Annotated in this window: 25 protein-coding genes; 19 read left to right on the top strand and 6 right to left on the bottom strand. The window is 67.1% G+C overall.

All coding sequences use genetic code 11. The annotated features are described in order from the left end of the window. The first annotated feature begins 204 nt into the window (after nucleotides 1–204). The 13 genes from xdhA to ACQKLX_RS25730 all read left to right on the top strand — a co-directional run bounded on the left by xdhA (nucleotide 205) and on the right by ACQKLX_RS25730 (nucleotide 14,942). Entirely contained in the window at nucleotides 205–1,680 is a 1,476-nt protein-coding gene (gene xdhA / locus ACQKLX_RS25790) for a xanthine dehydrogenase small subunit (RefSeq protein ID WP_427364414.1), read from the top strand. Nucleotides 1,681–1,702: 22 nt separating this feature from the next. Next, nucleotides 1,703–4,021, top strand: coding sequence for a xanthine dehydrogenase molybdopterin binding subunit (gene xdhB / locus ACQKLX_RS25785; RefSeq protein ID WP_427364442.1), 2,319 nt, complete (start codon nucleotides 1,703–1,705; stop codon nucleotides 4,019–4,021). Further along, nucleotides 4,018–4,863, top strand: coding sequence for a xanthine dehydrogenase accessory protein XdhC (gene xdhC, locus ACQKLX_RS25780; RefSeq protein ID WP_427364413.1), 846 nt, complete (start codon nucleotides 4,018–4,020; stop codon nucleotides 4,861–4,863). Before xdhB ends, xdhC begins: the two co-directional genes overlap by 4 nt. Beyond that, nucleotides 4,847–6,406, top strand: a complete 1,560-nt coding sequence (locus ACQKLX_RS25775; RefSeq protein WP_427364412.1) for an ABC transporter ATP-binding protein — start codon at nucleotides 4,847–4,849, stop codon at nucleotides 6,404–6,406. Before xdhC ends, ACQKLX_RS25775 begins: the two co-directional genes overlap by 17 nt. Continuing rightward, on the top strand, nucleotides 6,399–7,475 hold the full coding sequence (locus ACQKLX_RS25770) for an ABC transporter permease (RefSeq protein WP_427364411.1): 1,077 nt from the start codon (nucleotides 6,399–6,401) through the stop codon (nucleotides 7,473–7,475). Before ACQKLX_RS25775 ends, ACQKLX_RS25770 begins: the two co-directional genes overlap by 8 nt. Further along, nucleotides 7,472–8,395 (top strand): ABC transporter permease, encoded by a 924-nt coding sequence (locus tag ACQKLX_RS25765; RefSeq protein ID WP_427364410.1) that lies wholly within the window; start codon nucleotides 7,472–7,474, stop codon nucleotides 8,393–8,395. Before ACQKLX_RS25770 ends, ACQKLX_RS25765 begins: the two co-directional genes overlap by 4 nt. A gap of 32 nt (nucleotides 8,396–8,427) precedes the next feature. Then, on the top strand, nucleotides 8,428–9,501 hold the full coding sequence (locus tag ACQKLX_RS25760; protein ID WP_427364409.1) for a BMP family ABC transporter substrate-binding protein: 1,074 nt from the start codon (nucleotides 8,428–8,430) through the stop codon (nucleotides 9,499–9,501). A 272-nt stretch (nucleotides 9,502–9,773) separates the two neighbouring features. Then, nucleotides 9,774–10,943 carry an ABC transporter substrate-binding protein gene (locus ACQKLX_RS25755; protein WP_427364408.1) on the top strand — a complete coding sequence of 390 codons (1,170 nt, stop codon included), beginning with the start codon at nucleotides 9,774–9,776 and terminating at the stop codon, nucleotides 10,941–10,943. A gap of 165 nt (nucleotides 10,944–11,108) precedes the next feature. Further along, entirely contained in the window at nucleotides 11,109–12,035 is a 927-nt protein-coding gene (locus ACQKLX_RS25750) for a branched-chain amino acid ABC transporter permease (RefSeq protein ID WP_427364407.1), read from the top strand. Beyond that, complete coding sequence (locus tag ACQKLX_RS25745) at nucleotides 12,032–13,024, top strand: branched-chain amino acid ABC transporter permease (RefSeq protein WP_427364406.1); 993 nt, start codon at nucleotides 12,032–12,034, stop codon at nucleotides 13,022–13,024. The genes ACQKLX_RS25750 and ACQKLX_RS25745 overlap by 4 nt, the downstream gene beginning before the upstream one ends. Next, nucleotides 13,017–13,766 carry an ABC transporter ATP-binding protein gene (locus tag ACQKLX_RS25740; protein WP_427364405.1) on the top strand — a complete coding sequence of 250 codons (750 nt, stop codon included), beginning with the start codon at nucleotides 13,017–13,019 and terminating at the stop codon, nucleotides 13,764–13,766. Before ACQKLX_RS25745 ends, ACQKLX_RS25740 begins: the two co-directional genes overlap by 8 nt. A gap of 3 nt (nucleotides 13,767–13,769) precedes the next feature. Then, the gene (locus ACQKLX_RS25735) at nucleotides 13,770–14,468 is read left to right on the top strand and encodes an ABC transporter ATP-binding protein (protein WP_427364404.1); all 699 of its coding nucleotides are present in this window, start codon (nucleotides 13,770–13,772) and stop codon (nucleotides 14,466–14,468) included. 15 nt (nucleotides 14,469–14,483) lie between these two features. After that, nucleotides 14,484–14,942: a cupin domain-containing protein gene (locus tag ACQKLX_RS25730; protein WP_427364403.1), complete on the top strand. Its 459-nt coding sequence runs from the start codon at nucleotides 14,484–14,486 to the stop codon at nucleotides 14,940–14,942. Here the strand turns inward: ACQKLX_RS25730 and ACQKLX_RS25725 are convergent. After that, on the bottom strand, nucleotides 14,939–15,304 hold the full coding sequence (locus ACQKLX_RS25725) for a hypothetical protein (protein ID WP_427364402.1): 366 nt from the start codon (nucleotides 15,302–15,304) through the stop codon (nucleotides 14,939–14,941). The genes ACQKLX_RS25730 and ACQKLX_RS25725 overlap by 4 nt on opposite strands. Nucleotides 15,305–15,538: 234 nt before the next feature. On the opposite strand from ACQKLX_RS25725, the gene ACQKLX_RS25720 reads away from it, so the two are divergent. Further along, nucleotides 15,539–15,919 (top strand): PilZ domain-containing protein, encoded by a 381-nt coding sequence (locus ACQKLX_RS25720; RefSeq protein WP_427364401.1) that lies wholly within the window; start codon nucleotides 15,539–15,541, stop codon nucleotides 15,917–15,919. Between the two features lie 56 nt (nucleotides 15,920–15,975). Further along, complete coding sequence (locus ACQKLX_RS25715; RefSeq protein ID WP_427364441.1) at nucleotides 15,976–16,962, top strand: glycerophosphodiester phosphodiesterase family protein; 987 nt, start codon at nucleotides 15,976–15,978, stop codon at nucleotides 16,960–16,962. A 7-nt stretch (nucleotides 16,963–16,969) separates the two neighbouring features. Here ACQKLX_RS25715 and ACQKLX_RS25710 read toward each other — a convergent pair whose 3' ends face one another. After that, nucleotides 16,970–18,211, bottom strand: coding sequence for a flavin-dependent oxidoreductase (locus tag ACQKLX_RS25710; RefSeq protein WP_427364400.1), 1,242 nt, complete (start codon nucleotides 18,209–18,211; stop codon nucleotides 16,970–16,972). Nucleotides 18,212–18,491: 280 nt separating this feature from the next. Here ACQKLX_RS25710 and ACQKLX_RS25705 point away from each other — a divergent pair, with 280 nt between their 5' ends. Further along, nucleotides 18,492–18,764: an HU family DNA-binding protein gene (locus ACQKLX_RS25705; RefSeq protein WP_066468590.1), complete on the top strand. Its 273-nt coding sequence runs from the start codon at nucleotides 18,492–18,494 to the stop codon at nucleotides 18,762–18,764. Between the two features lie 118 nt (nucleotides 18,765–18,882). Next, entirely contained in the window at nucleotides 18,883–20,058 is a 1,176-nt protein-coding gene (locus tag ACQKLX_RS25700; RefSeq protein WP_427364399.1) for a vWA domain-containing protein, read from the top strand. Nucleotides 20,059–20,074: 16 nt separating this feature from the next. On the opposite strand, the gene ACQKLX_RS25695 is transcribed toward ACQKLX_RS25700, so the two are convergent. Next, on the bottom strand, nucleotides 20,075–20,428 hold the full coding sequence (locus ACQKLX_RS25695) for a hypothetical protein (RefSeq protein ID WP_427364398.1): 354 nt from the start codon (nucleotides 20,426–20,428) through the stop codon (nucleotides 20,075–20,077). A 101-nt stretch (nucleotides 20,429–20,529) separates the two neighbouring features. On the opposite strand from ACQKLX_RS25695, the gene ACQKLX_RS25690 reads away from it, so the two are divergent. Then, nucleotides 20,530–21,126 carry a hypothetical protein gene (locus tag ACQKLX_RS25690; RefSeq protein ID WP_427364397.1) on the top strand — a complete coding sequence of 199 codons (597 nt, stop codon included), beginning with the start codon at nucleotides 20,530–20,532 and terminating at the stop codon, nucleotides 21,124–21,126. A 7-nt stretch (nucleotides 21,127–21,133) separates the two neighbouring features. Here ACQKLX_RS25690 and ACQKLX_RS25685 read toward each other — a convergent pair whose 3' ends face one another. Continuing rightward, nucleotides 21,134–21,556, bottom strand: coding sequence for a universal stress protein (locus tag ACQKLX_RS25685; RefSeq protein WP_427364396.1), 423 nt, complete (start codon nucleotides 21,554–21,556; stop codon nucleotides 21,134–21,136). A 275-nt stretch (nucleotides 21,557–21,831) separates the two neighbouring features. Between ACQKLX_RS25685 and ACQKLX_RS25680 the strand changes: the two genes are divergently transcribed. Beyond that, nucleotides 21,832–23,067: an MFS transporter gene (locus ACQKLX_RS25680; protein ID WP_427364395.1), complete on the top strand. Its 1,236-nt coding sequence runs from the start codon at nucleotides 21,832–21,834 to the stop codon at nucleotides 23,065–23,067. Between the two features lie 19 nt (nucleotides 23,068–23,086). Here the strand turns inward: ACQKLX_RS25680 and ACQKLX_RS25675 are convergent, their stop codons facing one another. Together ACQKLX_RS25675 and ACQKLX_RS25670 are read right to left on the bottom strand one after the other, a co-directional pair. Further along, nucleotides 23,087–23,407 carry a 2Fe-2S iron-sulfur cluster-binding protein gene (locus ACQKLX_RS25675; protein ID WP_427364394.1) on the bottom strand — a complete coding sequence of 107 codons (321 nt, stop codon included), beginning with the start codon at nucleotides 23,405–23,407 and terminating at the stop codon, nucleotides 23,087–23,089. A 199-nt stretch (nucleotides 23,408–23,606) separates the two neighbouring features. Next, the gene (locus ACQKLX_RS25670; protein ID WP_427364393.1) at nucleotides 23,607–23,942 is read right to left on the bottom strand and encodes an Hpt domain-containing protein; all 336 of its coding nucleotides are present in this window, start codon (nucleotides 23,940–23,942) and stop codon (nucleotides 23,607–23,609) included. Between the last annotated feature and the right edge of the window lie 184 nt (nucleotides 23,943–24,126).

Genomic DNA, 24,126 nt, shown 5'->3' with positions numbered 1-24,126 from the left:
CGCCGGGAATTCGCCCGCCCGCGGCGTCGCGCCGCTTGCCGATACCAACGGTATCGGCTTCACGCCGCTCCTGGCGGATCGGACGAATTGCCGGCATCCAGATAGGTCCAGGTATTGTTAGAGGCTCTAAATCAAAGCTTCCGGCCAAGCCGCGAACGTGCCTAATCTTGGGCATGACTCCGATTTGCGAGCGGCAGTGCCGCCATGCGTGAGACCGTTCGTTTCCTGCTCGGCGACGAGCTGGTCGAGATCGCGTCCTGCGATCCGACCCGCACAGTGCTCGATTGGCTGAGACTCGACCGGCGCCGCACCGGCACCAAGGAAGGCTGCGCCGAAGGCGATTGCGGCGCCTGCACCATCGTCGTCGGCCGGCTCGACGGCGAGCGGCTGCGCTATGAGGCGATCAATGCCTGCATCCGCTTCCTGCCGACGCTGGACGGCTGCCATGTCCTCACCGTCGAGCATCTGAAGGCGCCGGACGGGACGCTCCACCCGGTGCAGCAGGCGATGGTCGATTGCCATGGCTCGCAATGCGGCTTCTGCACGCCCGGTTTCGTGATGTCGCTGCTGGCGCTTTGGCTGAACGAACGTGCGCCATCGGTGCAGCGGATCGAGGATGCCCTCGCCGGGAACCTGTGCCGTTGTACCGGCTACGAGCCGATCATCGCGGCGGCGCAGCGCATGGATGTGGCCGAGCGCGAGCAGGATCGCTTCGTCGCAGGGATGCCCGCGATCATCGCCCAGCTGAAGGCGCTCGCGGATAGCGAGACGATCTCGGTCGGCGATGGCGAGCGCCAATTCTACGCGCCCGCCACCGTCACGGCTTTGGCCGAGCTCGTCAGCGCCCATCCGCAGGCGACTCTGGTCGCCGGTGCGACCGATATCGGCCTCTGGGTCACCAAAGGCATGCGGAGGCTGGGTCCGGTGATCTATCTCGGCCGCCTGGACGAATTGCGTGCGATCTCGGATGAAGGCGACCACCTTCGCTTCGGCGCCATGGCCAACCAGATCGCGGTACGCGAGGCCCTGGCGACCATCTCGCCGCAGCTGGACGAGATGATGCGCCGCTTCGGCGGCGAGCAGGTGCGCAATGCCGGTACGATCGGCGGCAACATCGCCAACGGCTCGCCGATCGGCGACCTGCCGCCGGCGCTGATCGCGCTCGGGGCGACTCTCGTGCTGCGCAAGGGCGCGGAACGCCGCGAACTGCCGCTCGAAGCCTTCTTCCTCGACTACCGCAAGCAGGACCGGCAGCCCGGCGAATTCGTCGTGGCGGTGCTGGTGCCGAAGCTGCCGGCTGGCGCGCTTTTCCACATCTCGAAGATCTCGAAGCGCTTCGACGAGGACATCTCCGCCGTCTGCAGCGCGTTCTATCTGGATCTGGACGAGGCCGGCCGCGTCAACGAGGCGCGGCTTGCCTATGGCGGCATGGCCGGCATCCCGAAGCGCGCGAAGGAGGCGGAAGCCGCCCTGCTCGGCCGCGCCTGGGATGAGGCCGCAGTCGCCGCCGCAATCGCCGTGCTGGCACAGGATTTCACACCGCTGACTGACATGCGGGCCTCTGCCGCCTATCGGCTCAAGGTCGCCGGCAATCTGCTGCGGCGTTTCCTGATCGAAACAACGACGCCTCAGACTTCGACCCGCGTCGCCGGCCTGCTGGCGGAGGCCGCCCATGGCTGACGCGCGCAAGCGGCTCGACGCCATGGCGACCCGGCCGATCGTCGGCGCGCCGCTGAAGCATGATTCCGCCGAGAAGCACGTCGCCGGCGAAGCGCTCTATATCGACGACATCGCCGAGCCGGCCGGGGCCGTTCATGCCTATCTCGGGCTCGCGACCATCGCGCATGGCAAACTGCTCTCGCTCGACCTCTCGGCTGTCGAAGCGGCGCCCGGCGTGCTCGCGGTCCTCACCGCCAACGACATTCCCGGCGCGAACGACATCTCCTCGACGCACAGGCATGACGAGCCGGTCTTCGCGACGAAAGACATCCTGCATCACGGCCAGCCGCTCTTTGCGGTCGTCGCCGAAACCCGCGAGCAGGCCCGCCATGCCGCGCTCCTGGCCAAGGCGAGCTATGATGAGGCGCCTCCCCTGCTCGATGTCGCCGCCGCACGCGCGGCTGGCTCCGATCTCGTCACCGAGCCGCTGAAGCTCGAACGCGGCGATGTTGCTGCCGCCCTCGCCGCCAGCCCACGCCGGCTGAAGGGCTCGATGGCGATCGGCGGGCAGGATCATTTCTACCTGGAAAGCCAGATCTCGCTCGCCATCCCCGGCGAGGACCAGGACATGCTGGTGCTGTGCTCGACGCAGCATCCGAGCGAGGTCCAGCACATGGTCGCAAACGTGCTCGGCGTCGGCGCGCATGCGGTGACGATCGAGGTCCGGCGCATGGGCGGCGGCTTCGGTGGCAAGGAGACGCAGGCCAATCTCTTCGCCTGCGTCGCTGCGCTCGCCGCCCGCAAGCTGAAACGGCCGGTGAAGCTCCGGCCCGACCGCGACGACGACATGGTCATCACCGGCAAGCGCCACGACTTCGTCGTCGACTACGAGATCGGCTTCGACGATAACGGCCGCATCCATGTGGTGGACGCGGTCTATGCCGCCCGCTGCGGCTGGAACGCCGACCTCTCCGGCCCGGTCACCGACCGCGCCCTCTTCCATATGGACAACTGCTATTTCTACCCGGCGGTGCGGGCCCGTTCGGAACCTTTGCGCACGCATACCGTCTCGAACACCGCTTTTCGTGGCTTCGGCGGACCGCAGGGCATGGTCGGAGCCGAGCGCTTCATCGAAGAGGTCGCCTACGCCACTGGGCTCGATCCGCTGGAGGTGAGGAAGCGCAATCTCTATGGCGGCGAAGGGCGAGAGATCACGCCCTATCACCAGCAGGTCGAGGACATGATCGCCGCAGAGGTGATCGACGATCTCGAGCATTCCTGCGACTACCGCGCCCGCCAGGAGGCGATCCGCGCTTTCAACCGGGAAAGCCCGGTGATCAAGCGCGGCATCGCGCTGACGCCGGTCAAGTTCGGGATCTCCTTCACCGCGACCTGGTACAATCAGGCCGGCGCGCTGGTGCATATCTACACCGACGGCACGGTGGCGCTGAACCATGGCGGCACCGAAATGGGCCAGGGGCTCTACCAGAAGGTGGCGCAGGTGGTGGCGCAGGCCTTCGGCATCGGGCTCGGCGAGATCAAGATCACAGCGACCACCACCGGCAAAGTGCCGAACACCTCGGCGACGGCCGCCTCCTCCGGCTCCGACCTCAACGGCATGGCGGCGCTCGACGCCTGCGAGACGATCAAGGCGCGGCTCACAGCCTTCGCCGCGAAGCACTGGCAGGAAAAGCCGGAGGCGATCGCCTTCCTGCCCGGCAGGGTGCAGGTCGGCGCACGCGAGATCGGCTTCGTCGAGCTGGTCAAGGCGGCCTATATGGCCCGCGTGCAGCTCTCGGCCACCGGCTTCTACGCCACGCCGAAAATCCATTGGGACCGCAAGGCCGGGCGCGGCCACCCGTTCTACTATTTCGCCTATGGCGCCGCCGCGGCCGAAGTCGCGATCGACACGCTGACCGGCGAGTACAAGGTCGAGCGCGTCGATATCCTGCACGACTGCGGCAACTCGCTGAACCCTGCGATCGACAAGGGCCAGATCGAGGGCGGCTTCGTCCAGGGCATGGGTTGGCTGACCACCGAGGAACTGGTCTGGGACGAGAAGGGGCGGCTCAAGACCCACGCGCCCTCGACCTACAAGATTCCGGTCGCCTCCGACCGGCCGCGCATCTTCAACGTCGCGCTGCTGGAGAAGGCCCCCAATCGCGAGCACACCATCCATCGCTCCAAGGCGGTCGGCGAGCCGCCGCTGATGCTGGCGATCAGCGTGCTGCACGCGCTCTCCGATGCGGTGGCCAGTGTCGGCGATCACCGCTTCTGCCCGCAGCTCGACGCCCCGGCGACGCCAGAGCGGGTACTCGATGCTGTCGAGCGGGTGCGGGCGTTGGTGGAGGCGGTACGATGACCCCCTCCGCCTTCCTCGCCAGCAGCCTCGGCGAAGGCGCCATCATCGTCCGCATCGCGGAGGCGCAAGGCTCGACCCCACGCGAGGCCGGCGCGACGATGATCGTCAGCGCCCGCGGCAGCGCCGGCACCATTGGCGGCGGCCAGCTCGAATTCCACTGCATCGACCTCGCCCGCGTCCTGCTCGACAGCGGCGGGCCGCGGCAGCTGATCGACATCCCGCTCGGCCCGCAAATGGGCCAATGCTGCGGCGGGCGCGTGCGGGTGATGATGGAACCGGCGACCGCAGCCCATCTCGAGGCGCTGCGTCAGGAAGAAGCGAAAGCGGCGGCCGAGCGGCCCCAGGTGCTGATCTTCGGCGCCGGCCACACCGGCAAGGCGCTGGCGCGCAGCCTCGCCTTGCTGCCGGTCGCCGTGACGCTGATCGACGACCGGCCCGGCCAGTTCGACGAGGTGCCGGCAACCGTCTCCTGCCTGCAGCTCGACGACCCCGAAAGCGCGCTAGCAGCTACCCAGCCCGGCTCGGCCTTCGTCGTCCTGACCCATAGCCACGCGCTGGATTATCGTCTGGCCGAGGCCGCGTTGCTTCGTGGCGATGCCGCTTATGTCGGCATGATCGGATCGGCGACGAAGCGCGCCCGTTTCGAGGCGAGCTTCCGCCGCCGCCACCCCGGCAGCACGGCTCTGGCTGGTCTCACCTGCCCGATCGGCGGATCGGATGTGCATGACAAGCGTCCGGAGGTGATCGCCGCCTTGACGAGTGCCGAGCTGGTGCGCTGCTTGCTTGGCGAGACAACCACGAGACGCGCGAGGACACGGAACCGCCATGACGCAGCCGCCTGATCAGACGGCATCTTCGCGACTGGCGCTCGCCCATGTCTCGAAAAGCTTTCCGGGCGTGAAGGCCAATCAGGACATCAACCTTGCCGTCCGCCCCGGCGAGATCCACGCTTTGCTTGGCGAAAACGGCGCCGGAAAGTCGACCCTGGTCAAGATCATCTATGGCGTGCAGCGCGCCGACGAGGGGCAGATCAGTTTCGACGGCAGGCCGGTCGAGATCGCCTCGCCCAAGGCGGCACGCAAGCTCGGCATCGGCATGGTCTTCCAGCACTTCTCGCTGTTCGACGGCATGACCGTGCTGGAGAACATCGCGCTCGGGCTCGACGAGACGGTGCCGGCGGAGGAGCTGAAGGCGCGGATCAAGGCGATCCTCGACAGCTATTCGCTGCCGCTCGACCCGGATCGCGCCGTGCACACACTCTCGGTCGGCGAGCGCCAGCGCATCGAGATCGTGCGCTGCCTGCTGCAGAAGCCCAAACTCCTGATCATGGACGAGCCGACCTCGGTGCTGACGCCGCAGGAGGTCGAGCGCCTGTTCGACACGCTGCGCCAGATCGCCGGCGAAGGCTGCTCGATCCTCTACATCAGCCACAAGCTGCACGAGATCAAAGCGCTGTGCGAGGCCGCGACCATCCTGCGTGGCGGCAAGGTCGTCGCGACCTGCGATCCGCGCATCGAGACGACACGGCGCATGGCCGAGCTGATGATCGGCGCGGAGCTGAAGAGCATCGAGCGCCCCGCCGGCGACGGCAAGGCCGGCGCGGCGCGGCTCAGCGTCGACAGGCTCGACATGCCAGGCGAGCCGCCCTTCGGCACCAGCCTGAAGGGCATCTCCTTCTCTGCGCAGGCTGGCGAGATTCTCGGCATCGCTGGCGTCGCGGGCAATGGCCAGGCCGAATTGCTGATGGCGCTTTCGGGCGAACACCTCGCCGGCCGAGCCGATGCGATCAAGCTCGACGGCCGGCCGATCGGCCAGGCCGATGCCGGCGCCCGCCGCGCCGCCGGCCTCGCCTGCGTGCCCGAGGAGCGCAACGGCCATGCCGCGGTGCCCGAGTTCTCGCTGGCCGAGAACGTCGTGCTGACCGCGCGCCATCGCCTGCCGCTGGCGCCATCCGGGCTGATCAGGCAGGGGCCGGTCGAGCGCTATGCCGGCGATGTCATCGGCCGCTTCGACGTCCGCACCACCGGCCCGGCGGCGCTGGCCGGCTCGCTCTCCGGCGGCAACCTCCAGAAATTCATCATGGGTCGGGAGATCGGGCAGAAGCCCGACGTGCTGGTGGTTGCGCAGCCGACCTGGGGCGTTGATGCCGGCGCCGCCGCTGCGATCCGACAGGCGCTGGTCGATCTTGCCGCGCAGGGCTCGGCCATCGTGGTGATCTCGCAGGATCTCGACGAACTGCTCGAGCTCTCCGACCGGCTCTGCGTGATCAATGAGGGCCGGCTGTCGCAGGCGCGGCCGATCGCGGGCTTAAAGCTGGAAGAGATCGGCCTGCTGATGGGCGGCGTCCACGGCGAGAGCCATGCCGGGGAGCCGGCGCATGCTTGAATGGCGGCGCCGGCGCGAGCCCAGCAAGGCGATGCTGTACCTCAGCCCGCTGATCGCGGTCGGGCTGACCATGCTGACAGGCATGCTGGTCTTCGGCGCGATCGGCTATGACGGCCTGCGGGCGGTCACGGCGATCTTCATCACGCCGCTGCTCGAACCGCAGCGCTGGGCCGATCTCGGCGTCAAGGCGGCGCCTCTCATCATGATCGCGCTCGGCCTCGCCATCGGCTTTCGCGCCAATGTCTGGAACATCGGTGCCGAGGGGCAATATGTCATGGGCGCGATCGCTGGCACCGGCGTCGCATTGCTGACCCATGACATGACCGGCTGGTGGATCCTGCCGGCGATGGCAATAGCCGGCATTGCGGGTGGCGCGGCCTGGGCGGCGCTTCCTGCCCTGCTCAAGGTCAGACTGCAGGTCAGCGAGATCCTGACCAGCCTGATGCTGACCTATGTCGCGGTCCAGTTCCTCTATTATCTCGTGCGCGGGCCGTGGAAAGATCCGGACGGCTTCAATTTCCCGCAGACCAAGATGTTCAGCGCTAGCCAGACGCTGCCGGCGGTTGCGGAAGGCTCGCTCGTCCATCTCGGCGTGCCGCTCGCCATCCTGCTCGCGCTCGTCGCCTGGTTCGTCATGGGCAAGACCGTTGCCGGCTATGCCGTCCGCGTCGTCGGCCGTGCTCCGGCAGCCGCCCGCCATGGCGGCTTCGATGCCAACCGCGTCACCTGGGCGGCGCTGCTCACTGGGGGCGGGCTCGCCGGCCTCGCCGGGCTGTTCGAGGCGGCCGGCCCGTTCGGCCAGCTCACGCCGCAATTCCCGGTCGGTTACGGCTTCACCGCGATCATCGTCGCCTTCCTCGGCCGGCTCTCGCCCCCCGGCATCGTCTTCGGCGCGCTGGTGCTGGCGGTGACCTATGTCGGCGGCGAGATCGCCCAGAGCACGGTGCGCCTGCCCTCGGCCGCCACCGGCATGTTCCAGGCGCTGCTGCTGTTCTTCCTGCTCGCAACCGATGTGCTGGTGCGCTATCGGCTCGCCTGGAAGGCGCGGTCGGCGAGGAGCGCGCCATGACGGCCGCGATCCTCGTCTCGATCTTCATGACGCTCGCCGCGGCGGCGACGCCGATCCTGCTCGCGGCCTTGGGCGAGCTCGTCACCGAGAAGGCCGGCGTCCTCAATCTCGGCGTCGAGGGCATGATGCTGTGCGGCGCCGTCGCCGGCTTCGCAGTCGCCTATTCCACCGGCAGCGTCCCGCTCGGGCTCCTGGCCGCCACGCTGGCGGGTGTCGCCGCGGCGATGATCTTCGCGCTGCTGACCCTCGGCCTCGGCTCGAACCAGGTCGCGACCGGCCTGGCCCTGACGATCTTCGGCATCGGCGCCTCCTCGCTGATCGGCGCCGGTTTCGTCGGGCGCACGATCACGCGGCTCGGTCCCCTCTTCCCGGCCGACTATGCCGCACATCCCTGGCTGCGCCTCGTGTTCGGGCATGACGCGATCGTCTATCTCTCGCTCGCGCTGGTCCTCGCCGTCAGCCTGTTCCTGCGCCGGACCAAGGCCGGGCTGATCCTGCGCGCCGTCGGCGAGAACGCCGACTCGGCCCATGCCATCGGCTATCGCGTGCTGGCGATCCGCACCGCAGCGACCGCCTTCGGCGGCGCGCTCGCGGGCTTAGGCGGCGCTTATTTCTCGCTGGCGCTGACGCCGATGTGGGCCGACAGACTGACCGCCGGCCGCGGCTGGATCGCGCTTGCCCTCGTCGTCTTCGCCGCCTGGAAGCCGGGACGGCTGCTTGCCGGCGCCTATCTCTTCGGCGCGGTCGCGACCTTCGAACTGCAGGCCAAGGCCGCCGGCTGGAGCTTCATCGCGCCGGAGGTTCTGGCGATGACCCCCTACCTTGCGACGATTGTGGTTCTGACCATGATGTCGCTAGGAGGACGCACCGGCGGACGCGACGCGCCCGCCTGCCTCGGCAAGCCTTTCCCGGCGTCGTGACGACGCCGCAACCGACAATGGGGAGCACCGTCATGTCTGCTATCATCACCCGCCGCACTCTTCTTGCCGGCGCAGCCGCCAGCTCGGCCCTGCCGCTGGTCGGCGCACGCGCCCAGGCGCCGTTCGGCGTCGGCTTCATCTATGTCGGCCCAGTCGGCGACCATGGCTGGAGCTGGACGCATGACCAGGGCCGCAAGGCGCTGGAGAAGGAATACGGCAACAAGATCAAGACCAGCTTCATTGAGAACGTCGCCGAGGGGCCCGATGCGGTCCGCGCCATCCGCCAGCTCGCCCAGGCCGGCGATCAGCTGATCTTCACGACGTCCTTCGGCTTCATGAACCCGACGATCCAGGTCGCCAAGCAGTTCCCGAAGATCAAGTTCGAGCACGCCACCGGCTATCAGCGCGCCGAGAACGTCGCGACCTACAATGCCCGCTTCTATGAAGGCCGCGCCGTGATCGGCACCCTCGCCGGCCACATGTCGAAGGCTGGTCAGGCCGGCTACATCGCCTCCTTCCCGATCCCGGAGGTGGTGATGGGCATCAACGCCTTCCATCTCGCCGCGAAGAAGGTGAACCCGAACTTCAAGACCAAGGTGATCTGGGCCTCGACCTGGTACGACCCGGCCAAGGAAGCCGACGCCGCCAAGGCGCTGATCGACCAGGGCTGCGACGTGATCAGCCAGCACACTGACAGCCCGGCGGCCCTGCAGGCGGCCGAGCAGCGCGGCGTCTTCGCCTTCGGCCAGGCCTCCGACATGAAGGCCTTCGCGCCCAAGGCGCAGCTCTCGGCGATCGTCGACGACTGGTCGGGCTACTACATCAAGCGCGTCAAGGAGGCGATGGACGGCAGCTGGAAGAGCGGCGACGTCTGGGGCGGCATCAAGGACGGCATGGTCAAGCTCGCGCCCTATAACGACGCCGTGACCCCGGCGGCGCGCGCTGCGGCGGACGAGCTCCAGAAGGGCATCGTCGCCGGCACGATCCACCCCTTCACTGGCGAGCTCAAGGACCAGAAGGGCACGCTGCGCCTCAAGGCCGGCGAGACCGCCACCGACGAGATGCTCTCGAAGATGGACTGGTACGTCGACGGCGTGCAGGCCTGACGACAGCTACCCAGGAAACGTCATGCTCGGGCTCGTCCCGAGCATCTTAGGCTGGAGGGGGCTCGTCCGCGCGCCTCCCCTTCCAGAGGTTCTCGGGTCTGCGCTTCGCTACGCCCGAGAATGACGCTCTCCGCACACGAACAAAAATTACCCGCAGGAACCCTCTTGCAGATATTTTAAGCTTGAAACAATATGGCTGCCGACACCGCATGGACAGGGATGGGGAACCCCGCCGGCGGTCGCATCTGGCACGTCCCGGGAGGACATCGGATATGACGCTCAAATTCATTCTGTCGCTCGGCGCCGGCGTGCTCGCGCTCGGCCTCTCCGCCTCCCAGGCGCAGGAGCCCTTGAAGATCGGCGTGGTCAGCGTGCTGACCGGTCCGGCGGCAGCACTGGGCCAGCAGGTCCGTGACGGCTTCCAGCTCGCGGTCGACCAGAATGGCGGCAAGCTCGGCGGCGTGCCGGTGCAGATCACCGTGATCGACGACGAACTCAAGCCCGACGTCGCGGTCGGCAAGGTCCGCAGCTTCGTCGAGGGCGGCAAGGTCGACTTCGTCGTCGGCCCGGTGTTCTCGAACATCCTCGGCGCGATCGCCAAGCCGGTGCTGGACTCGGGCGCGATCCTGATCAGCCCGAACGCCGGCCCCTCGACTATGGCCGGCAAGGCCTGCCACCAGAACTTCTTCGTGACCTCGTATCAGAACGACCAGGTCCACGAGGTGCTGGGCAAATACGCCCAGGACCAGAACTACAAGAAGGCCTATATCATCGCGCCGAACTACCAGGCGGGTAAGGACTCGCTCGCCGGCTTCAAGCGCTATTTCAAGGGCGAAGTCCTCGACGAGGTCTATGTCCCGCTGAACGCGCTCGACTTCTCGGCCGAGCTCGCCAAGATCGCCTCGGCCAAGCCCGACGTGGTCTTCGCCTTCCTGCCCGGCGGCCTCGGCGTCAACTTCGTCAAGCAATGGTCGCAAGCCGGCCTCACCGGCAAGGTGCCGTTCCTCTCCGCCTTCACGGTGGACGAGTCGACGCTGCCGGCGCAGCAGGACGCGGCGGTCGGCATGTTCGGCGGCATGACCTGGGCGCCCAACATGGACAACCCGCAGACGAAGAAGTTCGTCTCGGCCTATGAAGCCGCCTACAAGATCGTGCCCGGCTCCTATGCCCAGCAGTCCTATGACGCGGCGCAATTGATCGATTCGGCGGTCAAGGCCGCCGGCGGCACCGGCGACAAGGACAAGCTGCGCGCCGCGATCAAGAAGGCCGACTTCACCTCGCTGCGCGGCAAGTTCAAGTTCAACACCAATGGCTACCCGATCCAGGACTTCTACCTGGTCAAGGTCGCCAAGCGGGCGGACGGCAAGTTCCAGACCGAGATCGCCCAGAAGGTGTTCGAGGACTACGCCGACCCGCATGCGAAGGATTGCGCGCTGAAGTGACGGTGACATCCTTCACCGCGACCTGAATGGTCATCCCGGGCGGGCTTCAGCCCGACCCGGGATCCATGCCAGACCGATCGATGTTCAGGCATGGATCCCGGCTCTCCGCTTCGCTGCGGCCGGGATGACGGCGTCCGTTGTTCTCGAGCCGAGTTGCCAAAGCGCATGACCACCGGCCTCCTCATCGTCCAGATCCTGAACGGGCTGCAGTTCGGCATCCTGCTGTTCCTGGTGGCGGCCGGATTGACGCTGGTCTTCGGCGTGATGGACTTCATCAACCTGGCGCATGGCGTGCAGTACATGCTCGGCGCCTATCTCGCCGTGACCTTCGTTTCGCTGACCGGCTCCTTCGTGCTCGGCCTTGTGCTGGCATTGGCGGCGGCGCTCGTCTTCGGCCTCGCGCTCGAATTCCTGGTCTTCCGGCATCTCTACGAGCGCGACCATCTCGACCAGGTGCTGGCGACCTTCGGACTGATCCTGCTGCTCAACCAGGGCGTCAAGATGGTCTGGGGCGCCGCTCCCCTCTCCGTGCCGCTTCCCGAATTCCTGACCGGCAATGTCGCGCTGATGGACGGCATCCTCTACCCGACCTATCGCTTCGCGCTGATCGGCTCGGGCCTCGCGGTCGGTGCCTTGCTCTGGTTCATCGTCGAGAAGACCCGCACCGGCATGCTGCTGCGCGCCGGCGCCTCCAATGCCCCGATGGTCTCGGCGCTCGGCGTCGACATCCGCAAGCTGTTCATGATCGTCTTTGCCTTCGGCACCATGCTGGCGGGCTTTGCCGGGGCGATGGCGGCGCCGATCCTCTCGGTCGAGCCCGGCATGGGCGACACCGTCCTCATCCTCGCCTTCGTCGTCATCGTCATCGGCGGCATCGGCTCGATCCGCGGCGCCTTCGTCGCGGCGCTGATCGTCGGCCTGGTCGACACGCTCGGCCGCTCCTTCATGAACGATCTGCTGCGGTTGTTCATGAGCGCGCCCTCGGCGCGAGCGACCGGCGCCGCCCTGTCCTCGATGCTGATCTATCTCCTGATGGCGGTGGTGCTGTTCGTGCGGCCGGAAGGGCTGCTGCCGGCGCGAGGCCGGACATGAACGCGACGCCGGCTACCGCCGACATCACCAGCGTCGCGCCGCCGCGCGAGCGCGCCAAGGTCCTGTTGCCGGCCCTCCTGTTCCTGCTGCTGGCGCTGGCGCCGCTCGCCGTCTCCATCGGCATGCCGGCCGGCTGGCTCGCTCTGCTGACACGGGCGCTGATCTTCGCCATCGCCGCGCTCTCGCTCGACCTGATCCTCGGCGTCGGCGGGCTGGTTTCCTTCGGCCACGCCGCCTTCCTCGGCATCGGCGCCTATGTCACCGGCATCATGATCACCGAGGGCCGCAGCGAGGCGCTCGTCATCCTGCCGGTGATCCTCGCCGTCTGCGCCCTGTTCGGCGCGATCACCGGCGCGGTCTGTCTGCGCACGCGCGGCGTCGCCTTCATCATGATCACCCTCGCCTTCGGCCAGATGGTCTATTTCCTGGCGCAGGCGCTCTCGGCCTATGGCGGGGATGACGGGCTGACGCTCTATGAGAAGAGCACGCTCCTCGGCCTCAACCCGTTCGCGAACCGGACCTCGTTCTATTACAGCGTGCTGATCGCGCTCGGCGGCGCCTATCTGCTGGTGCGCGGCCTCGTCGCCTCGCGCTTCGGCCGGGTGCTGCGGGCGGCGCGCGAGAATCCGACCCGCGTCAGCGTCACCGGCTTCGACGTCACCCGTGTGCGCCTCGTCGCCTATGTGATCAGCGGCATGCTGGCCGGCCTCTCCGGCTTCTTCCTCGCCAACCACACCGAGTTCGTCAGCCCGGCCTTCATGTCCTGGCAGCGCTCGGGCGAACTGATCTTCATGGCGGTGCTGGGCGGCGTCGGCTCGCTGCACGGCGCAATCATCGGCGCGATCGCCTATCTGATCGCCGAGGATGCGCTCTCGCATCTGACCGAGCATTGGCGCGTCATCTTCGGGCCGATGATCATCCTGTTCGTGCTGTTCACCCGTGGCGGCATCGTCGGGATGCTGCGCAAGCTGGGCCCGCGCCATGGCTGAGCCGGTCCTCGTCCTCGACGGCGTGCGCAAATCCTTCGGCGCGCTGAAGGTCACCGACGGCGTCAGCCTCGCCGTCGCGCCCGGCGAGTTGCATGCGCTGATCGGCCCGAACGGCGCCGGCAAGACCACGCTGGTCCACCAGATCTCCGGCATGCTGACGCCGGACGACGGCAGCATCCGCTTCCGCGGACAGGACGTCACGGCGTTCAATGCCGAGAAACGCGCCCGCCACGGCCTGGCGCGGACCTTCCAGATCACCTCGACCATCGCCTCGCTCTCGGCGCTGGAGAATGTCGCGCTCGGCGTGCAGGCCAAGGCGAGCCATCCGCTCTCCTTCTTCCGCAACGCCGCCAGCGACGAGCGCCTGAACCGCCCGGCCCGCGCCGCGCTCGATGCGGTCGGCCTCTCCGAGCGCGCCCATGTCCCGGCTGGCAGCCTGTCGCATGGCGAAAAGCGGGCGCTGGAGATCGCCATGGCGCTGGCGCTGGAGCCGGCGGCGATCCTGCTCGACGAGCCGCTCGCCGGCGTCGGCAAGGAGGAAGGCGAGCGCCTGATCGCCCTGCTCAAGAGCCTGAAGGGGCGATATGCCATGCTGCTGGTCGAGCACGACATGGAGGCCGTGTTCGCGCTGGCCGATACCGTGACAGTTCTGGTCTATGGCCGCGTCATCGCCTCGGGCGATCCGGCTGTCGTCCGAGCCGATCCGGCCGTGCGCGAAGCCTATCTCGGCGAGGAGGGCTAGCCCGTGCTGACGGTCGAGAACCTCGATGCCGGCTATGGCGAGGCGCAGATCCTGTTCGGCGTCGATCTTTCGGTCGGCGCCGGCGAGGTCGTGACCCTGCTCGGCCGCAACGGCATGGGCAAGACCACGACGGTACGCGCGATCATGGGGCTGATCCGGCCACGCGCCGGCCGCGTCAGCTTCGGCGGCGTCGACCTCACCGGCAGCGCTCCGTTCCGGCTGGCGCAGGCCGGCATCGGCCTCGTTCCTGAAGGGCGGCAGGTCTTCCCGACGCTCTCGGTCGAGGAGAACCTGATCGCCACCGCCGCCAGCCGCTTCGGCCCGGCGCGCTGGACGCTGGAGCGCGTCTACGCCTTCCTGCCGCGCCTCAGGGAACGCAAGACCAATCGCGGCAACCAGCTTTCCGGCGGCGAGCAGCAGATGCTGGCGATCGGCCGGGCGCTGATGACCAATCCCAAGCTCGTCATCCTCGACGAGGCGACCGAGGGGCTGGCGCCGATCATCCGGCAGGAGATCTGGTCCTGCCTGTCGGCGCTGAAGGCCGAGGGCGAGTCGATCCTGGTGATCGACAAGAACGTCGACGCGCTCGCCAGGATCGCCGACCGGCATGTCGTGCTGGAAAAGGGCCGCGTCGCCTGGCGCGGCAGCAGCGACGATCTGCGCAGCGACAGCGCAGTCAAGGACCGCTTCCTGCATCTTTGAAGAAGGAGACCGAGGATGAAACCGCTCACTGCCGGCGTAACCAAGGCCAATGAGGGGATCGACGCGATCTCCTGGAACATCCTCGGCCAGACCTATGTGCCGAAGATGCTGAGCGAGGACAGCTTCTCCTGGCACGCCATCTTCCCGCCCGGCACCTTCGTGCCGCCGCATATCCACCCGACCCAGGACGAGTTCATCTACATGCTCGAGGGCCGGCTCGACCTCGTGCTCGACGGCCAGGAATCGCATGCCCTGCCCGGCGACCTGATAAAGCTGCCGCGCAACATCCCGCATGGGCTGTTCAACAAGAGCGACGCGCCGGTGAAGTGCCTGTTCTGGGTCGCTCCCACCGGCCGGCTCTACGACCTGTTCTGGGCGATTCATTCGATGAAGGAGCAGAACCCGGCCGAGGTCGTCGCCCTGTCGGCGCGCTACGAGATCGACTTCCTGCCGCCCCCGCCCGAAGGCGCCTAACGCCGGCGACACAAATCCGATTCCGCCTTCGTGGCGGTGCGCACGATCCTGCTCGCAACGAGTCTGGCCGAAGATCCCTCCTCCAGGGTCCCGGCCAGCACCATGGTGCCTGCATAGAGGGCGCTCCCGTGGCCGGTGTTTCCGACCAAGAGCTGCTGGCGCTGCGCCTCGTTGAGTCTGGAGAGATCGGGTGCAGTCCTGGCGAGTCGGCGCCCCGACGGCAACAGCAAGCTGTCCCGCGACGGGCATGGCGGCTTGAAGCAGCGAAGCCCGTTGTCGCAGGTGACGAACTCGACCTCGGCGGCCTGCGCGATCGAGGCGAGCAGCCCGAGCGACAACAAGGCGACGGCTGGCGTCTTCATCGCGGCTCCTTCCACAGCTGCCGCCCCCCAGCATCGGATCATAGAGCGGCGAAGCAGGCTGAGCCTCGGTTGAATGAACGAGGCTCAGCCTGCACGCGTAGCATCGTGCCGTTCCTCGATCCGACGACCCATGCTCCGGGCGCCGGGTGCAGTTAAGGTTAAGGAAAGCTTGCTGCTGCAACCAGGAGCGTCAGCGGGCATGATCTCAACCTGAGCTAGAACAAGAGCCAGGCCATGCCCGCCGCGACAACCATTCCCGAACGCCGCCGGTCCACCCGAATCCGGACCTTCATCGGCGCCAAGATCATCTTCAACCAGCGCCAGTCGACGCTGGATTGCATGGTCAGGAACCAGTCGGATGACGGGGCGCTGCTGGTCTTCCCAGGCAGCATCGCGCTGCCCGAGCTGTTCGAACTCTATTCCCCGCTGAAGCGCGAGAGCCGGATGGCGCGCAGCCGCTGGCGCGACGGCGAGCGCATCGGCGTCTCCTTCGCAGCCGAGACCAAACAGGACGACGCCCCCATCCAGCTCGATCTGGTCCGGCGCCTGCGCCAGCTCGAACAGGAGAACGCGGCATTGAAGGCTCGCATCGCCGCGCTGACGGAAGGCGCCTGAGTTCCGGCTGAATTTCGCCGGCTTTCGCCGCCGACATCGCGCCCCGCTTCAAGGGGATAGCGATGAAACGATTCTGGCTTGCCGCTGGCGCAGTGGCCGCCGCTTTGGGCATCACGACCTTCGTGCAGAACACCTCGCTGCTGGCTCCGGCGGCGACGGGCCGCCCGGTCCTGCTGGCGCATCGCGGCCTGGCGCAGACCTACCCATCGAGCGGCATCACCGATACGACCTGCACGGCGAGCCGGATCAATCCGCCGGAGCATCCCCATCTTGAGAACACGCTGGTCTCGATGGAGGCAGCATTCAGTGCGGGCGCTGATATCGTCGAGTTCGACATTCATCCGACGACCGACGGCCAGTTCGCGGTGATCCATGACTGGACGCTGGACTGCCGGACCAACGGCACCGGTGTCACCCGCGAGAAGCCCCTGGCGGAGCTCAAGGCGCTCGACATCGGCCATGGCTATACGGCCGATGGCGGCAAGACCTATCCGTTCCGCGGCAAGGGTATCGGCCTGATGCCATCGCTCGACGAGGTGCTGGCGCGTTTTCCGGACCGGCGCCTGCTGATCAACGTCAAGAGCAATGATCCGCGCGAGGGCGAGGCACTGGCCGAGCGCCTGCTGAAGCTTCCGGCCGCACAGCTTTCCCTGGTGATGGCCTATGGCGGCGATCGGCCGATCACAGTGCTGCGCGAACGCATCCCGACCCTGCGCACCATGTCGAAGGAGGCGGAGAAGCGCTGCCTGATCCATCACCTCGCGCTCGGCTGGGCCGGACTGACGCCGCAATCCTGCGAACGGCAGCTCCTGCTGATCCCGTCCAACTATACCAGCTGGATCTGGGGCTGGCCGGCGCGCTTCACGGCTCGCATGCGCGCTGCCGGCAGCGAGGTCATCGTCGCCGGGCCACTGGTCGGCGGCAATGGGTCGGCCGGCATCGACCGGGGCGAGGAGTTCAGCGCTCTCGCGCGGCCGATCCCCGGCATCTGGACCAACCGGATCGACCGGATCGCGCCGCTGGTAAAGGCCGAGCAGCGCTGAGGCCGTCTCAGCGCTTGGCGAGTTGCGCCGCCGAGAAGCCGGCCTTGCCGGCATAGGCGTTCACGATCTGCTCGCGCTTTCCGTAGGGCAGGACACGCTCGACATCGTCGAAACCGTTGGGGGCGAGCGCCTCGACGGCATCGATGACGCGCTCCGGCCCGCCGGCACGGTTCATCGCGACGATCTCGGCCGTCGCCGGCAAGCGCTGCGCCTCATAGGCGGCGAGCGCATGCCGCGGATGCTCGGCCTTGACCAGGAGGTCGGCAAGGCAGCGCGCGTCGAGGATCGCCTGCGAGGCGCCGTTGGAGCCGACCGGGTACATCGGGTGGGCGGCATCGCCGAGCAGCGTCACCCGGCCATGGCTCCAGCGCGGCAACGGATCGCGGTCGCACATCGGGTATTCCCAGAAAGTGCCGCTCGCATGGATCAAGGCGAGGATGTCGACGCCGGGCACGGTGAAACGCCGGGCGAAGGGCAGCACGTCCTCGAGCCGCCCGGCCTTGGACCAGGCCTCTTTCGGCGGCGGCTTGGCCGGGTCGCCCGTACGGATGTTGACGACCCAGTTGGTCAGGCGCGTGCCTGGCTTTTTGCCTTCGGCGATCGGGTAGAGCACGAGCTTGCCGGCCATGCCGCCGGCGATGATCATGCTCTCGCCATCGAGGAAGGCCGGCCAGTCGCAGGCGCCGCGCCACATCTGGACGCCGTTCCAGCGCGGCCCGCCCTGGTTGGGGAAGTAATGAGCCCGCACCGTCGAATGGATGCCGTCGGCGCCGATCAGGATGTCGGCGCGCGCCGTCTCGCCGCCCTCGCCCAGCCTGGCGTCGGCGAAATGCGCGGTGACGCCTCCCTCGTCCTGCAGGAAGCCCTGCAGCCGGCGGCCGGTGCGGATCGCGTCGACACCCAGCCGCTCGATCACCGCGTCGCGAATCACCCCCTGGAGTCGGCCGCGATGGATCGAGAACTGCGGCACTGCCGCTCCTGCGTGCAGGCCGCGCAGTTCGCGCCAGACGGTCTGGCCAAAGCGGTTCATGTAGATCAGTTCGCGCGTGCGGATCGCCACCGCATCGAGCGCCGGCAGCAGGCCGAGTTCCGCCAGCTCGCGGATCGCGTGCGGCAGCGTATTGATGCCGACGCCGACCTCGCGGATCTCGCTTGCCTGCTCGTAAACGGTCGCGGCGATGCCGCGTGCGTGCAGCATCAGAGCCAGTGACAGCCCCCCGATGCCGCCGCCGATGATGATGGCCTTCATGCCGCGTTGCGCTCCCTTAAATTATTTCAAGCTTCAAATAATCTGGGGCGTTTTGTCAATCGCTCCACAAAGCTGGTGAAAACCGCCCCAATTTCGCAGCTTTTGACAGGAACGAAGCCGATTGCTGTGCGTATGTACGGCCGATGCCGTCGTGTTTCGGCGGCAGGCATGTCAAAGGGCGAATTCGTGCGCGATAGCGCGTCGATTCGCCGCGACGCGCCGGACCCGTTGGGATTCGGCGTGGCGTCAATTTAAGCATCATTGGTCTCAGGAGGTTTTCATGACCAAGAATGAACTGATCGCCGCGATCGCGGACGAGACGGGCAAGACCAAGGCCGATGTCTCGGCCATCCTCGGCTCGCTCGCCGGCGTCGTCGCCAAGACGCTGAAGTCCGGTGGCGACGTCACGCTCGGCGGCATCGGCAAGCTCGCCGCCGCCAAGCGCGAGGCCCGCGAGGCCCGCAACCCGTCGACCGGCGCGACGATCAAGGTCCCGGCCAAGACGGTCGTGAAGTTCAAGGTCACCAAGGATCTGGCCGACGCCGTCGCCTGAGCCTTGCTAGACCGCGGCGGCCCAGAGCCGGCCCCGATCAGCCTGCATCGCAAGTCGATCGGACGGGCCCTAGGCCGCCGCAGCTTGACCTCGACGCGCCGCTGGCCACAGTAGCGCGATGTTCCTCCGCCTCTTCACCGATCTGCGCGCCGCCAAGGTCCCGGTGACCTTGCGCGAATATCTGGCGCTGCTGGAGGGCGTGGAGGCCGAACTCGCCGAGTATCGCGTCGACGAGTTCTATTATCTCGCCCGCGCCTGCCTGGTGAAGGACGAGCGCCATCTCGACCGCTTCGACCGCGTCTTCGCCGAAGTCTTCAAGGGCGTGGAGACGCTTGGCGAGGCCTTCGAGCAGGTCGGCATTCCCGAAGAGTGGCTGCGCAAGCTCGCCGAAAAATTCCTCACCGACGAGGAGAAGGCCCAGATCGAGGCGCTCGGCTGGGAGAAGCTGCTCGAGACGCTGAAACAGCGCCTCGCCGAGCAGAAGGGACGCCACCAGGGCGGCTCGAAATGGATCGGCACCGCCGGCACCTCGCCCTATGGCGCCTATGGCTACAATCCCGAAGGCGTGCGTATCGGCCAGGACAAGAACCGCAATTTCCGGGCCGTGAAGGTCTGGGACAAGCGCGAGTTCAAGGATTTCGACGACACGCGCGAGCTTGGCGTGCGCAACCTGCGGATCGCGCTGCGCCGGCTGCGCAAATTCGCCCGCACCGGCGCGGCCGAGGAGCTCGACCTCGACCAGACCATCACCGAGACCGCCAAGCACGGCTATCTCGACGTCAAGCTGCGGCCCGAGCGACACAACGCCGTCAAGGTCCTGCTCTTTCTCGATGTCGGCGGCTCGATGGACTGGCATATCGAGCTGGCCGAGGAGCTCTTCTCGGCGGCGCGGGCCGAGTTCAAGCATTTCGAGCATTTCTACTTCCACAATTGCCCCTATGAGCGGGTCTGGAAGGAGAACCGGCGCCGCCACGACCAGATCATCCCGACCTTCGACGTGCTGCGCACCTATCCGGCCGATTATCGCCTCGTCTTCGTCGGCGATGCCTCGATGAGCCCCTATGAGATCGCCATGCCGGGCGGCTCGGTCGAGCATTGGAACGAGGAGGCCGGCGAGGTCTGGATGCGGAGGCTGACCGAGCGCTTCCCGAAGTCGGTCTGGCTCAATCCTATCCAGCAGAACCTCTGGGGCTACACCCAGTCGATCCGCCAGATCGCCGGGCTGATGGGCGGACGGATGTTCCCGCTGACCCTCGATGGGCTCGACGGCGCGATGAAGGCGCTGACGCGGTAGATGGCGATCCAGACAGCTAGCGAAGGCCGAGGACGAGGGCCGCGCAGAGCACGAACGCTCCTATGATCAGAGCGGATATGATCAGACCCCGGCGACGATGGCCTCTCCTATGGCAGACAACTGCCACGGCCTGCCCGATCAGGAGCATGGGGATGCCGACATAATATGAAAGCCGATAGAGGATATCGGCCCATTGTCTCCTGACCGGATCCGCGGGCTGCTCGGCGAAGCCGAGGCCGAGTGGCGACATGAACCAGAGAAAGCCCAAGACGGGCACTGCTACCGTAGTGACGATGAGAAACCCGTCGGAGAGCAGCGCGAGCAGAACATGCCGCGCTCGGCCTTCCGACGCTCTGGCGATCTTTTCCATGGGCAGAAGGAGCCACACTCGCAGCAGCTCGGCAAGGATCGGGCTGGGCAGTGTGGGCGAAAGCCAAGACAAGTTCGCTGGCAGCCGCTAGAGGCTGCATCATGGACAAGCTCGACGATACCACCCTGCCCTCCTGGCGCCAACGCCCGAAGCCGATCGGCTTCGAGATCGCCTATCGACTCAAGGGCGACGTGCTGGAAATCGATTCGACCCGCAAGGTCGACCAGGTCAGGCTGTCCGCCGTCGAGCAGGTGCGCTTCATCTATGCGCCCAGCAATGTCTCGTCGAAAGGCTTCCGGACCCAGCTGCGGCTGAGCGACGGCAAGAGCATCACCTTCGGCAACCTGTCCTGGCGCTCGCTCACCGATATCGAGCGTGACGATGCGCGCTATCATGCCTTCGTCTCGGCGCTCTCGGCGGCCATCGCGCGGGCCAGTCCCAAGGCGCGCTTCCTCGCCGGCAAACCCTATCTGCTCTGGCTGGCGCTGGCGCTGGCCGGCGGTGGTGCGATGGTGATGCTGACCTTCTTCAGCCTGCGCGCGCTCCAGCAGGGCGCGACCGCCGCCGCGGGGCTGGGACTTGTGCTCGCCGCAGCCTCCTTCTGGCAGGTCTGGCCGATGATCAGGCTCAACCGACCGAGGAATCTCACGACCGGCGAGGTTCCCGATGACCTCGTCCCGGGTCGGCGGACGGCCTGAGGTCGCCTTACCGAACGACCAGCACGGAGCACTTCGCCCGCCGCACGATGGTCGACGCATTCGAGCCGATCACATAGGCCAGCATGCCTGGCTCGTGCGAGCCGATGACGATCAGGTCGGCGCCGCTGGCGTCGGCCTCGGCCAGCACCTCACCATGGACCGAGCCGACGAGGACCTTGGCCGAGACGCGCTCGGCGGGGAGATTCACCTTCGCCGCGATCTCGGCGAGCTTGGCTTCGGATTCCGACTGCTGGCCGGCGTCGAAGTCGGCCGGCACGAATTCCATATAGGTGATCGGCACCAGCGAGCGGACATAGACCAGCCTGATCGAGCCGTCCGACTGATTGGCGAAGCCTTCGGCAGCGGTGATGGCGGGGCCTGCCAGTTCGGCCTCGGCGAGATCGACCGGCACCAGAATCGACTTGTACATCGCACCCTCCTCCGGCGTGCCCGCCCGGCCGGCATGGTCGAACGATCGGCACCAACGCCTGCACACTATGTCGGAGCCGATCGCCTCAAGGGAAGAGCGTCGCGTCGTCGCGAGCCGCTCTGGCTGCCGACAATGCGATCATCGCGAGCAGATGCGGCGCCGTCTTTGCGATCGATCAATTTGGCGCATGCCTGCCATGGGGCGGCGGAATTTGACGACGACCGTCAGGAACCCGACAGTCCGCAGCCGCATTTTGCGCCCGTTCGGGTGGACCGATGACCGAAACTGCCTCCCCTGCTCCGCGCACAGGCCCGTTCGCCTCGCCGGCCACCTTCCTGATGGTTCTCGCCTTCCTCAACTGGCTCGGCTACGCCAGCTGGAGCGCTCTGCTCAACAATTTCGCCAAGGAAGCCGCCGGCTTCACCGGGCAGGACATCGGCATCCTGCAATCGGTCCGTGAGATTCCGGGCTTCCTGGCCTTCACCGCCATCATCCTGTTCTGGATCATGCGCGAGCAGGTGCTGGCCTATCTCAGCCTGCTGACGCTCGGACTCGGCGTGGCGCTGACCGGATATTTCCCCAGCCTCGGCGGCCTCCTGCTGACGACGACGATCATGTCGCTCGGCTTCCACTATTACGAAACGGCGCAGCAATCGCTGCAATTGCAGTTGCTGCCGAAATCGGAAGCGCCGCGGCTGCTCGGCAAGATCGCCGGGGCTTCGGCGGTGGCGCAGCTCATAGCCTTCGGCTCGATCGCGCTGATCTGGCGCCTCTGGCAGCCGAGCTATGCCCATGTCTTCCTCGGCGCCGGCCTCGTCACCATGGCGCTGACGGCGGCTGCCATCCTGCTCTTTCCTCGCTTCCAAGGCACGGTCACGCAGAACAAGGGCTTCGTGCTGCGCAAGCGCTACTGGCTCTATTACGCCCTGACCTTCATGTCGGGCGCGCGCCGGCAGATCTTCATGGCCTTCGGCGGCTTCCTCTTGGTCGAGCGCTTCGGCTACGACGTAGCCGCGACCGCGACGCTGCTGCTGGTGACCTACGGCATCAACATGTTCGCCGGCCCGCTGCTCGGCCATCTCGTCGGCAAGGTCGGCGAGCGGGCGACGATCCAGCTCGAGAACGTCTCGCTGATCGCGGTCTTCGTCGGCTATGCGCTTGCCAGCCACGGCCAGTTCGGCGCGGCGGGCGGGCTCGTCGCCGGCGCCCTCTTCGTCATCGACGGCGTCTTCTTCACGCTCGTCCTGGCGCAGCGCACCTATTTCCAGAAGATCGCCGACCCCGCCGACATCGCCCCGACCTCGGCGGTCGCCTTCACCATCAACCACATCGCCGCGGTCTTCCTGCCGATCACCTTCGGGCTGATCTGGCTGCGCGACCCGGCGATCGTCTTCTATATCGGGGCGGCGGTCGCGACGGTGTCGCTCAGCCTGTCATTGCTGGTGCCACGCCATCCGCTGCCCGGACACGAGACGACGCTGGTCGCGCCGGCAGCGGCCGCGGCGGAATAGAGATCAAGTCAGATGGAATTCAGCCCTGGCGGGCCGGTGTGCGGACGACGAGGCCGTCGAGCTCGTCACGGACCCTGATCTGGCAGGACAGGCGCGAATTCGGGCGGACGTCGAAGGCGAAGTCGAGCATGTCCTCCTCCATCGGCTCGGCATGGCCGGTCTTCTCAGTCCAGGCCTCGTCGACATAGACATGGCAGGTGGCGCAGGCGCAGGCGCCGCCGCATTCGGCCTCGATGCCCGGCACACCGTTGCGCACCGCGACCTCCATCACTGTCGAGCCCGTCTCGCCCTCGACCGTGCGGCTCGTGCCCTGGGCGTCGATGTAAGTGATCTTCGGCATCGTGAACTCCGGCCGCCTGGCGACGGCTGCGCGGCTGGCGCGGTCTGGAGGAACCGGCCGGGCTTCCTGGGGTGCCGCAGGCAGGTTCGCGAGAGGAACATCGTCCGCAAGCGAGGCTTGCGGACAGTTCGTCTCTAGAGGATTTCGAAAGCGGGCGAAACGGCGATATCGGCCGTGCCGCGCCCGCTCTCCTGCGGCGTCAGGCCGCGCAGTCAAGCCGTGAGATCACGGCGCGCGCTTCGGCGGCCGCGAGCGTCAGCGCGTCGAGCGCATCCTCACGTGGCGCAGAGCCGGCCTGGCCGAGCTGCTGCTCGATCCGGTCGGCAGCCTCAGCCACCTCCCAGGCGCCGATGGCGCGGGCGGCCCCTTTGAGGGTGTGGGCGGCATCGCGGCGGACATTGGCGTCGCCGCCATGGATGGCGCGCAAATGACGGGCGCATTGCTGGGCGAACAGCGTCAGCAGCTCGCGCTCCAGCTCGGCATCGCCGCCGGTCTGGCGGGCGAGGTGCACGAGGTCGATGGCAGTCTGGGGCATGGGGGTACTCGGTTTTCTCACAAGCTGCTGAACTCGCGCAGCCTTCTGACCCCTGATGAAGCGCCGTTATGGTGAATGAGGCGTTAACGACGTTTGTGAATCAGACGGTCAAACGGGTTTCAATCCCTGCTTGCCTCAACTACCCTTCGAGACAGTAAACGATGGGCGTCGTGTCGCTTGTAGG

This window comes from Allobosea sp. NPDC003192, assembly GCF_050275675.1.
In the GTDB taxonomy this organism is placed as follows: domain Bacteria; phylum Pseudomonadota; class Alphaproteobacteria; order Rhizobiales; family Beijerinckiaceae; genus Allobosea.
This window is presented reverse-complemented; position numbering and strand designations above follow the sequence as displayed.

Coding starts and splice junctions, on each gene's coding strand:
- ACQKLX_RS25770 (WP_427364411.1), top strand. CDS start 6,399: ATGCTTGAATGGCGGCGCCGGCGCGAGCCCAGCAAGGCGATGCTGTAC.
- xdhA (WP_427364414.1), top strand. CDS start 205: ATGCGTGAGACCGTTCGTTTCCTGCTCGGCGACGAGCTGGTCGAGATC.
- ACQKLX_RS25695 (WP_427364398.1), bottom strand. CDS start 20,428: ATGGAAAAGATCGCCAGAGCGTCGGAAGGCCGAGCGCGGCATGTTCTG.
- ACQKLX_RS25760 (WP_427364409.1), top strand. CDS start 8,428: ATGTCTGCTATCATCACCCGCCGCACTCTTCTTGCCGGCGCAGCCGCC.
- ACQKLX_RS25710 (WP_427364400.1), bottom strand. CDS start 18,211: ATGAAGGCCATCATCATCGGCGGCGGCATCGGGGGGCTGTCACTGGCT.
- ACQKLX_RS25775 (WP_427364412.1), top strand. CDS start 4,847: ATGACGCAGCCGCCTGATCAGACGGCATCTTCGCGACTGGCGCTCGCC.
- ACQKLX_RS25705 (WP_066468590.1), top strand. CDS start 18,492: ATGACCAAGAATGAACTGATCGCCGCGATCGCGGACGAGACGGGCAAG.
- xdhB (WP_427364442.1), top strand. CDS start 1,703: ATGGCGACCCGGCCGATCGTCGGCGCGCCGCTGAAGCATGATTCCGCC.
- ACQKLX_RS25680 (WP_427364395.1), top strand. CDS start 21,832: ATGACCGAAACTGCCTCCCCTGCTCCGCGCACAGGCCCGTTCGCCTCG.
- ACQKLX_RS25720 (WP_427364401.1), top strand. CDS start 15,539: ATGCCCGCCGCGACAACCATTCCCGAACGCCGCCGGTCCACCCGAATC.
- ACQKLX_RS25675 (WP_427364394.1), bottom strand. CDS start 23,407: ATGCCGAAGATCACTTACATCGACGCCCAGGGCACGAGCCGCACGGTC.
- ACQKLX_RS25750 (WP_427364407.1), top strand. CDS start 11,109: ATGACCACCGGCCTCCTCATCGTCCAGATCCTGAACGGGCTGCAGTTC.
- ACQKLX_RS25765 (WP_427364410.1), top strand. CDS start 7,472: ATGACGGCCGCGATCCTCGTCTCGATCTTCATGACGCTCGCCGCGGCG.
- ACQKLX_RS25690 (WP_427364397.1), top strand. CDS start 20,530: ATGGACAAGCTCGACGATACCACCCTGCCCTCCTGGCGCCAACGCCCG.
- ACQKLX_RS25730 (WP_427364403.1), top strand. CDS start 14,484: ATGAAACCGCTCACTGCCGGCGTAACCAAGGCCAATGAGGGGATCGAC.
- ACQKLX_RS25670 (WP_427364393.1), bottom strand. CDS start 23,942: ATGCCCCAGACTGCCATCGACCTCGTGCACCTCGCCCGCCAGACCGGC.
- xdhC (WP_427364413.1), top strand. CDS start 4,018: ATGACCCCCTCCGCCTTCCTCGCCAGCAGCCTCGGCGAAGGCGCCATC.
- ACQKLX_RS25700 (WP_427364399.1), top strand. CDS start 18,883: ATGTTCCTCCGCCTCTTCACCGATCTGCGCGCCGCCAAGGTCCCGGTG.
- ACQKLX_RS25755 (WP_427364408.1), top strand. CDS start 9,774: ATGACGCTCAAATTCATTCTGTCGCTCGGCGCCGGCGTGCTCGCGCTC.
- ACQKLX_RS25725 (WP_427364402.1), bottom strand. CDS start 15,304: ATGAAGACGCCAGCCGTCGCCTTGTTGTCGCTCGGGCTGCTCGCCTCG.
- ACQKLX_RS25685 (WP_427364396.1), bottom strand. CDS start 21,556: ATGTACAAGTCGATTCTGGTGCCGGTCGATCTCGCCGAGGCCGAACTG.
- ACQKLX_RS25745 (WP_427364406.1), top strand. CDS start 12,032: ATGAACGCGACGCCGGCTACCGCCGACATCACCAGCGTCGCGCCGCCG.
- ACQKLX_RS25740 (WP_427364405.1), top strand. CDS start 13,017: ATGGCTGAGCCGGTCCTCGTCCTCGACGGCGTGCGCAAATCCTTCGGC.